8 protein-coding genes and 1 pseudogene are annotated in these 8528 nt (G+C 71.8%); 5 read left to right on the top strand and 4 right to left on the bottom strand.

Features of this window, described 5'->3' with window-relative positions:
• Nucleotides 1-76: 76 nt before the first annotated feature.
• The 5 genes and pseudogenes from G6045_RS37195 (at nt 77) to G6045_RS37175 (ending at nt 5250) form a co-directional block, all read left to right on the top strand.
• Nucleotides 77-1195: a hypothetical protein gene (locus G6045_RS37195; protein WP_165336657.1), complete on the top strand. Its 1119-nt coding sequence runs from the start codon at nt 77-79 to the stop codon at nt 1193-1195.
• A gap of 172 nt (nt 1196-1367) precedes the next feature.
• Nucleotides 1368-2030 (top strand): peptide-methionine (S)-S-oxide reductase MsrA, encoded by a 663-nt coding sequence (gene msrA / locus G6045_RS37190; protein ID WP_165336656.1) that lies wholly within the window; start codon nt 1368-1370, stop codon nt 2028-2030.
• 87 nt (nt 2031-2117) lie between these two features.
• Nucleotides 2118-4111: pseudogene (locus G6045_RS37185) on the top strand (FUSC family protein).
• A 131-nt stretch (nt 4112-4242) separates the two neighbouring features.
• Nucleotides 4243-4806 (top strand): GNAT family N-acetyltransferase, encoded by a 564-nt coding sequence (locus G6045_RS37180; protein ID WP_165336655.1) that lies wholly within the window; start codon nt 4243-4245, stop codon nt 4804-4806.
• 81 nt (nt 4807-4887) lie between these two features.
• The gene (locus tag G6045_RS37175; protein WP_328708044.1) at nt 4888-5250 is read left to right on the top strand and encodes a DUF5958 family protein; all 363 of its coding nucleotides are present in this window, start codon (nt 4888-4890) and stop codon (nt 5248-5250) included.
• Between the two features lie 62 nt (nt 5251-5312).
• On the opposite strand, the gene G6045_RS37170 is transcribed toward G6045_RS37175, so the two are convergent.
• The 4 genes from G6045_RS37170 to G6045_RS37155 all read right to left on the bottom strand — a co-directional run.
• A complete protein-coding gene (locus G6045_RS37170; protein ID WP_165336653.1) occupies nt 5313-6263 on the bottom strand; it encodes a serine hydrolase domain-containing protein in 951 nt (316 codons plus the stop codon).
• A 132-nt stretch (nt 6264-6395) separates the two neighbouring features.
• Nucleotides 6396-6587, bottom strand: coding sequence for a hypothetical protein (locus G6045_RS37165; protein ID WP_165336652.1), 192 nt, complete (start codon nt 6585-6587; stop codon nt 6396-6398).
• Nucleotides 6587-7465 carry an alpha/beta hydrolase fold domain-containing protein gene (locus G6045_RS37160; RefSeq protein ID WP_165336651.1) on the bottom strand — a complete coding sequence of 293 codons (879 nt, stop codon included), beginning with the start codon at nt 7463-7465 and terminating at the stop codon, nt 6587-6589. Before G6045_RS37160 ends, G6045_RS37165 begins: the two co-directional genes overlap by 1 nt.
• Before the next feature lie 112 nt (nt 7466-7577).
• Nucleotides 7578-8528 (bottom strand): LysR family transcriptional regulator (locus G6045_RS37155; RefSeq protein ID WP_328708043.1); only part of this gene is annotated, 951 nt, incomplete at its 5' end.

Raw genomic sequence — 8528 nt, 5'->3', positions numbered from 1 at the left:
ACCCACAGGCGCTCCACCCGCACCCCACCCGAGACCGCCTCGCCACCTGCCCCCACCGTTATGGAACCCTGGACGCATGGAGATTCTCTGGGTCCTGATGGCTCTGCTCATGCTCGGCGCCGCACTGAGCCCCTTCCTGCGCCGCAGCCGTGGCGGTATCCGCCTGACCTCGCCCGGCGCCCCCGACGCCGCGGACCCGGCGAACTACGGCTTCGCCCTGCAGGAGGAGCTGGACATCCGGATGCCGGGCCCGGACCAGGACCTGCTCGACGTCCTCGACGTGGTCCAGGGCACCCAGAGCTGGAAGGCCGCGTCACAGCTGCTCGCCGGCACCCCGCCGGAGGGCGAGCTGCGCTGGCAGCGCGTCCAGGCCTTCGCGGGCGCGGCCTCGCTCGAGCTGGCGCAGCGGCCGGGCGGCGTCAGCGAGGCGCCCGGCGGACAGTGGCTGCGGGTCTGGCGGGCCGAGGCGCCCAAGGACGCAGGCGGTGCGGCCGTGCACGCCGAGTTCCTCGTGCAGCAGGCCTTCCGCACCGCCGTGCCCGGCACCGACGAGCACCGGATCATCCTGGAGGAGGCGAAGGCGGCCTGCGCCGAGGCCGCGCTGCTCGCCCCCGGCGACCCCGTTCCGTACATCATCGAGCTCGCCGTCGCGCGCGGACTCGGTTACCAGCGGGCCGAGTTCGACCAGCTGTGGCTGAAGATCCTGGACCGCGCGCCGCAGCACATGGGCGCGCATCTCGCGGCGCTGCACTACTCGACCGAGAAGTGGCACGGTTCGCGCGAGCAGTCCTACGAGTTCGCCGAGGCCGCGGCCGCCCGCGCCCCGCAGGGCTCACTGCTCGCCGCGCTCCCCCTCTTCGCGGTCTACGACCACCTCCCCGAGGTGCAGACGGTCAACAGCTTCTGGCAGAGCGAAGTGGTGCGGCACGCGATCGAGGGCGCCCAGTTCGCCGTGCAGTCCGCACGGCCCGAGGACCCGATGGCCGCGCACGCCCGCCATCTGCTGGTCTTCTTCCTCGTACGCTCCGAGCGCTGGGGCGAGGCGATGCACCAGATCGTCGCCGTGGACGGGCATGTGGGCGCCCTGCCATGGACGCAGTCGCAGGACCCGGCGGCCGCGTACGCGGTGTTCCGGGCGATGGCGGTCGCGGGGTACGAGGCGAACGGCGGCAATCCGGCGACGCTGCCGCACTGACGGAAGTCACCGACAGGAGCACCGACAGGAGCACCGACCGGAATCCTTACCGAACGCTGACGGGGGCGGGCGTCCGGAATCCCTCCCCCGGCGCAGACGTTCCACCGACAGAGCGGCCCGTCCGGACGGTGCCGTCGACCTCAGGGCCCCGGCCCCGTACGGGAGGAACCACATGATCTTCGGCCGCATCCCCCAGCTCCCCACCCCGGAGGAAGCCCTCCGCGGCCGCCCGGAGCCGTCGTACAGCGTGCCCGGGCAGCACACCGTCCTCGGCACCCCGCTGCTCGGCCCGTACCCGGACGGCCTGGAGACCGCCGACTTCGCACTCGGCTGTTTCTGGGGCGCGGAACGCAAGTTCTGGCAGACCCCGGGGGTCTGGACCACGCTGGTCGGCTACCAGGGCGGCTACACCCCGCACCCCACGTACGACGAGGTCTGCTCGGGCCGTACGGGCCACACGGAGGTCGTCCGCGTGGTCTTCGACCCGGCGGTGGTCTCGTACGCCGACCTCCTCAAGGTCTTCTGGGAGAACCACAACCCGACCCAGGGCTTCCGCCAGGGCAACGACGTCGGCACCCAGTACCGCTCGGCCGTCCACACGCATTCGGACGCGCAGGCGCAGGCGGCCGAATCGTCCCGCGAGGCCTACCAGAAGGTCCTCACGGGCTCGGGCTACGGCACGATCACCACCGAAATCCTCCCTGCCCCCGACCGCCCGTTCTACCCGGCAGAGGGCTACCACCAGCAGTACCTGGACAAGAACCCGGGCGGGTACTGCGGGATTGGCGGGACGGGTGTGTCGTGCCCGATCGGGGTGGCGAAGGCGGACGGGTGAGCTGCTGACATCTAGGGCAAAGTCGTTGCGCGTTGCCGCTCATCACGTGGCGAGCACCCCTCCAGCAACCGTCACATACTGGGGCGTATGTCTCGCCTGCGCCCTGGCTCCCGCCCCTCCCCGCCCGGGTGGCCGGCTCGCGTTCTCGATCCCCTGAAGCCGAAGCCCGCGCGCACCCCGTGGCCGGCCGTCGCCCGCGCGAGCGTCAGCATGGCATTGCCGCTCGCTGTCGGTATCGCCACCGGCTATCCGGCGTACGGGGCGCTCGCCGCGATGGGCGGGCTGTCCAGCGTCATCAGCGGTGACTCGCCGACGTCGACGTACCGCATGCGGGTCTTCAACATCGCGGTGCCGCAGTTGTTCAGCTCCGTCGGGATCGCGCTGGGCACGCTCGTGTACGGGCACGGATGGGTGGCCGTCGCCGTGGTCACCGTCATCGCTCTCGTCTCCGGGATGATCTCCACGATCGGCGCCGTCTCCTCGGCGGCGGGGATGCTGCTGCTGATGAACACGGTCGTGGGGGCAGGCCTTCCGATGCCCGAGCCCTGGTGGGCGGGTGCCGTCCTGATGGGCCTCGGCGGTCTCCTCGTCCTCGCGCTCTCCCTGCTCGCCTGGCCACTGCGGGCCGGCCTGCCCGAACGGGCCACGGTCGCCGACGCCTAGCGCGCGGCCGCCGACCTCCTTCAGGCGGCGGCGCTCGGGCCGGACGCCTACGGCACGGCCCGCCGACGCGTGACCCAGTCGCTCAACCAGGCGTACGACGTACTGCTCTCCCGCCGCGTCCGCGACCACGGCCGTCGACCGGACCTGGTGCGCCTGGTCGGCCAACTCAACGCCCTCGTCCCGGTCATCGAGGCCGCCCCTGCCCTCCACCAGCAGGCCATGCGATCGGGGAGCCCCGTCCCCGACTCGGCGCCTGCCGCGGTGCACACGCTCGCCGACGCGGTCGACCGGGGCTTCACCGGGCCGCTCGATTTGCGCCTGCCAGAGCCCGGCACCCCGGCCGCACGGGCCCTCGACAACGCCCTGCGCCACGCCACCGAGACCCTCTCCGGTACCGGTCCCGAGGACATCGACGACCTGCTCGGGCACCCTGCCGCCCTGCGCGAACGCGCCCGCCGCGCCACCCGCGCCGTCCTGTTCTCGCGTGCCTCCTGGCGCTACGGCCTGCGCCTGGCCCTGTGCATCGGCCTCGCCCAGGCCCTGACCTCCCTCGTCGAGGTACCGCGCTCCTACTGGGTGGCGCTCGCTGTCACCTTCGTCATGAAGCCCGACTTCGGCTCGGTCTTCTCACGTGCTGTTTTGCGCGCTTTCGGCATCGCCGCGGGCCTGCTGGTCGCCGCAGTTGTCCTGTCCCAGGTGCCGCGCGGCTGGGGGGACGTGGTGGCCATGGCGCTGCTCGCGCCCCTCATCCCCGCCTCGCGCCGCGCGGTTACGGCTACCAGAACGCGGCCGTCACACCGGTGATCCTGCTGATGTCCGACGTCATCAACCAGCAGGGCACCCATCTGATCGCCCCGCGCCTGTACGACACACTCATGGGTTGCGGCATCGCGCTGGTAGCCGGCTACCTGCTGTGGCCGGAGAGCTGGAACACCCGCGTCGGCGACAGACTCGCCGACGCCGTGAGCAACGCCGCCCGCTACCTCGAGTGCGCCTTCCTCGATCCCGACGCACCCGGTGTCCCGGACCGGGCCGCTCGTGCCCGTATGCGACGGCGGCTCTACCTCGATCTGTCCGACGTACGCACCGAGTTCCAGCGGGCCCTGTCCGAACCACCGCCGATGGGGACTCGGGCAGCCGCGTGGTGGCCCCTGGTCGTCGCGGTCGAACGGGTCGTGGACGCGACCACCGCCGCCCGCATCCGGATGCGGCACGGAGCGCCCTGGCCGCCCTCCACCGCGGCCAATGAACTCGCCCTCCAACTCGATGAGTTGGCGAACGCCTTGCGCGGACCGGCCGCCCTGACACCGGCGCCGGTCACCGTGCCCGATCACGAGCATGAAGACGGCGTACTCGAACCGGTACGGCGTGAGGTGTACGCGGCGAGGGCTGTCGCCTCTGCGGACGCCCCAGGTTGACCAACGTGCCCGATCGGGATGGCGAAAGCGGACGGGTGAGCCACGGTGGGACCGCTGCCGCCGAAGTCGGCATCGGGGAGGTCGCCGAAAAACCGTTGGGCTCGGTGGGGCGGTTCAGGGATGATCCACGCGTGGATGCCTACCTTGAGACCGAGCGTCTGTCCCTGCGCCGCTTCACTGCCGATGACGCGGAGTTGCTGATCGAGCTGGACAGCGATCCGGCGGTGATGCGCTACCTGAGCGGTGGCGTGCCGACCGCGCCGGAAGTCATCCGCGAGCAGCATCTGCCGAAGATCCTCGCCGGATACGAGAAGTGGGGCGGGGAGCTCGGGCTGTTCGCCGCGCACGAGAAGGATGGCGGCGCGTTCATCGGCTGGTTCATCCTGCGTCCCGCGGCGGAGGGCCCGCTGGACGAGGTCGAGCTCGGCTACCGGCTGCGGCAGGCGGCTTGGGGCGGGGGTTACGGCACCGAGGGCTCACGGGCCTTGCTGGGCAAGGCATTCACGGAGCTCGGTGTGCGTATGGTCTGGGCCGAGACGATGACCGTGAACCGCGGTTCGCGCCACATCATGGAGAAGCTCGGGATGACGCTCGCGGACACCCTCCCCACGCCCGAGGACATGGAGCCGGTCGAGGGCTCCGAGCACGGAGGCGTCCGGTACGAGATCACCAAGGAGCAGTGGGAACAGCAGTAGTCCCAGCTTCGGCACCGGCCGCCGTCTGCGTGGCGTGCGGCTCAACCATGGGGGTGAGCAACGGTGTTGTACGAACATGAGGTGATCCTGAACGAACTCGCGCAAGGTCTCAGGCCGGTGGCCGAGGGCGTTGCGTGGTTCGAGGGCCTCGCAGAGGATGACCGGCGCAAGGCACTGCACGCGCTGGTGTTGTTCTGCCGGCAGGCCCGTGCATGCGAGGAGGACGTGCCGGAGAGCATCGCGCGTTCCGGTATCCGTCCCACTCACACGCCGGCCGTGATGCTCACGAAGTGGCGCTTCGGGATGGAGGCGCTCCCGGCCTACGAACTCACCAAGTCCTTCCGCCTGCTCGTCGCCCTCTTCAGCATCGCCGACACCCGCAGGCGGACGCTGTACTGCGCCGGGGGATGCGGGCACGCGTGGCACAACCTGCCGGCTCGGTGACCCGCGTCTCGCCCGGCACGCTCCGCCGCGTGACGAGCGGCTCGGTCGAAGGCCGGTGTTCGTCAGGTGCCGAGGAGATGGGCTCGGGTCAAGTGGGCCGTGAGGGTGGCTGGGTTGGGTTCGGCGTGGTTGGTGAGGACGATCACGTAGGCGGAGAGGTCTGGGAACCAGGCGTTGAAGGCCTTGAAGCCGGCGTTGTCGCCGCTGTGGCAGCGCACCGGCTGTCCGGCGATCCTGCCGGTCTGCCAGCCGTAGCCGTACGCGTCCAACTCCCCGAGGCCGGTCGGCGCGTGGGGCGTGAACATCAGGCGCCGGGACGCGTCGCCGAGGAATGCGCCCGTGGCCAGGGCCTGGTCCCAGCGGAGCAGATCGCCGGTCGTGGACCAGATGTCGCCGGCGCCCAGGGCGACCACGTCCAGCTCGTACGACGGTGTCACGGCACCTTCCGCATGCCCCGCCGCCACCTCGGACCGATCGCCCGGCGCGCCCGCGAACGTGTCGTGCAGGCCGAGCGGTTCGAAGATCTGCCGGGTCAGGAACTGCCGGTAGGGGTCGCCGCCCGCACGTTCCACAAGGTGGGCGAGCAGGACGTACGCGGGACTGCTGTAGTACCAGCCGGAGCCGGGCGGAAATTTCGGCGCGGACTCCCTGAACACCTTCAGGAGCTCGTCGGACGGCATCCACGCGGTCAGGTCGAGCTCGGGAAAGTCCTCCCAGTGACCCAGGCCCGAGGTGTGCGTCAGCAGGTGGTGCACGGTGATCCCGCGCCAGCTCGGCGGGCAGTCACCGATCCAGCGGCTCACGTCGTCGTCCAGCGCGACCGCGCCGCGTTCGACGAGCAGCATGACCGCCGCGGCCGTGAACTGCTTGCTCACCGACGCGATCTGAAAGCGGGTACGGGCGGTGCATCGCGTACCGCTCCGTACGTCCGCGCTCCCCTGGCTGACGTCGTACACCGTCGACGTACCGCGCACCACCAGCGCGCTGCCACGGAATTCGGGCTGATCGGCCACAGGTGGGCCCCCTTCGCTCGGGTTCCCGACCGTGCCGGATGCGGGCGGGCGTGTCCAGGGGTGCGCGGCACCGGCTCCAGGGATGCGCCGCACCGGCCCGCTGGACGTCGGCGCCGGCCCGCCACCCCCTGCTCAGCGCTTCAACGCCCGGTACCTGCGCTGCAGTTCCACCAGCCGCGCCGGGTCGCGGGCGCCGTTCAGCTCGGCGAGGAGGTCGTCCGGGCAGGTCTCGTAGACCTCGCCCCACCAGCGGCCCGGGCGGCGGTTCCAGATGCGGTAGCCGCCGGGGACGCCGCGGGCGACGAAGCGGCGGGCCGTGCTCATCAGCTGCCCGTGCGGTCGTCGATCCACGAGGCCAGGCGGGTCAACAACCGCTCCCCCGTGGGGCTTTGCGGGGTCAGGGCCGTGATCTGGAACGCGTGCGTGAGGGCTTCGTACACGTCCACCGACACCTTCGTACCGGCCGCCGATGCCGCCTCGGCGAAGCGGAGCGTGTCGTCGAGGAAGGCCTCCGCGCCGCCGGCCAGCATCAGGAGCGGCGGGAGATCGGAGAGTTCTCCGTGGTACGGGGACTGAGGGGCCTCGTCGCGTGCGGCGCCCGCGAGGTACTGCTCCGTGATGCGGGTCAACAGGGCGCGGTCCACGCCCTGTTCGCCGGCCGCGTCGATCGATGCGCTGGAGAGGGTGAAGTCCGTCAGGGGCGAGATGGTGATCGCGCCGGCCGGGAGCGGGCGGCCGGCCGACTTCAGGCGCAGGAGCGCCGAGAGGACCAGCGCGCCGCCGGAGGATTCGCCGAGCAGCGTGACGCGTCCGGCCGGGACGCCCGCGGCGAGCAGCCCCTCGTAGGCCGCGAGAACGTCGTCGAGGGGCGCCGGATACGGGTCGGCCGGGGCCAGCCGGTAGTGCGAGACGAAGACCGGGCGGGCGGCCGCCGAGGAGAGGCGGTGCGCGTAGAGCGCGATCAGCTCCGGCATACGGCTGGTGAAGCTGCCGCCGTGCGCGTACACGATCACACCGTCCGCCGGGTCGCACGCACCGGCCGCCGCCACCCAGACCCCCGGGGCGCCGAGCTCGGGCAGAGCTCCGGGCGCGCCGTCCTGCGGCAGGGTGAAATCCAGCGCGGCAAGGGACTTGAGCGCGGTGGTGACTTCGGCCGCGGCGGTCGCGGGGTCGGGCAGTGCGGGGATACGGGAGACGTTCATGATCTCGACGTATAGCTGGCGGCGGACTCCTACCGCAACGCAATTCCCGCCGGTCGAGCCCCCGCAGCGGGCGCCGGTGCGCTCCGCGGACCTCCGCGCCGGCCGGCACCGGTCACTCGCTGAACGTCCCCAGATCCCGTACGACCCGGGCCAGCGCCCGGACCGGCTCCGTCTCGGATTCCGTGTGCCAGACCAGGGCCCAGCGCAGCGGTGGGGCGTCGGAGACGGGGAGGTAGGTGAGGTCGGGGCGGGCGCCGTAGCGGGCGACGTGGGCGCTGGTGATGTCGATGGCGTCGGAGGTGGCCACGATCGCCGGGACCTCCTCGCAGGCCATGACCGTGTGCCGGCGCTCCACAGGGCGGCCGGAGGGAGTGGCGAACGGCATATAGGCGTCCTCCCAGTACTCGGGCAGCGGTGTACCGGCGCCGAACAGGCCGCGGTCGCCGAAGACTTCGAGGGACACCTTCCCGTCCCCGGCCAGGGTGTGGCCGGCGGCCATCATCGCCACCATCGGCTCGGCGCAGACGACCGGTCCGACGGTGAGGTCGCTCTCCTCGACCGGCAGCCGGGCGATCAGGACGTCGATGTCGCCGCGGCGCAGGGGCGCGAAGGGGTCGGCGAACGAGGAGCGGCGGACCGACAGTTCCCAGCTGGGGTGCAGGGAGCGGAAGGCGTTCCAATAGGGCCCGAGGTCGTACGCGTTGTCGCCGATCATGCCGACCCTGAGCACGGCGACCTTGCCGCTCGCGGTCAGGGCGGCCCGGTCCAGGCTCCGGCGCAGACTGCCGGGGATCGCCCGGACGTCGTCGCGGAACTGTCTGCCGAGCGGGGTGAGGCGCACCTGCCGGCTGCTGCGGTCGAAGAGCCGGGCGCCGATCCGGCGCTCCTGCTTGGCGATGGACTGGCTGACCGCCGCCGGCGAGAGCCGCAGGCGTTGGGCGGTCCGGCCGAAGTGCAGTTCCTCCGCCAGCGTCAAGCGGTACGCGTCCGGTACGCGTCCGGTGCGTCCGGCTGCCTGTTGTCCCTGATCCGGGGGGACGGGGGCGAAGGCCGGGCGGGGCGA

Origin of the sequence: Streptomyces mesophilus (genome assembly GCF_011044995.1) — a bacterium.
Lineage (GTDB): Bacteria > Actinomycetota > Actinomycetes > Streptomycetales > Streptomycetaceae > Streptomyces > Streptomyces mesophilus.
This window is presented reverse-complemented; position numbering and strand designations above follow the sequence as displayed.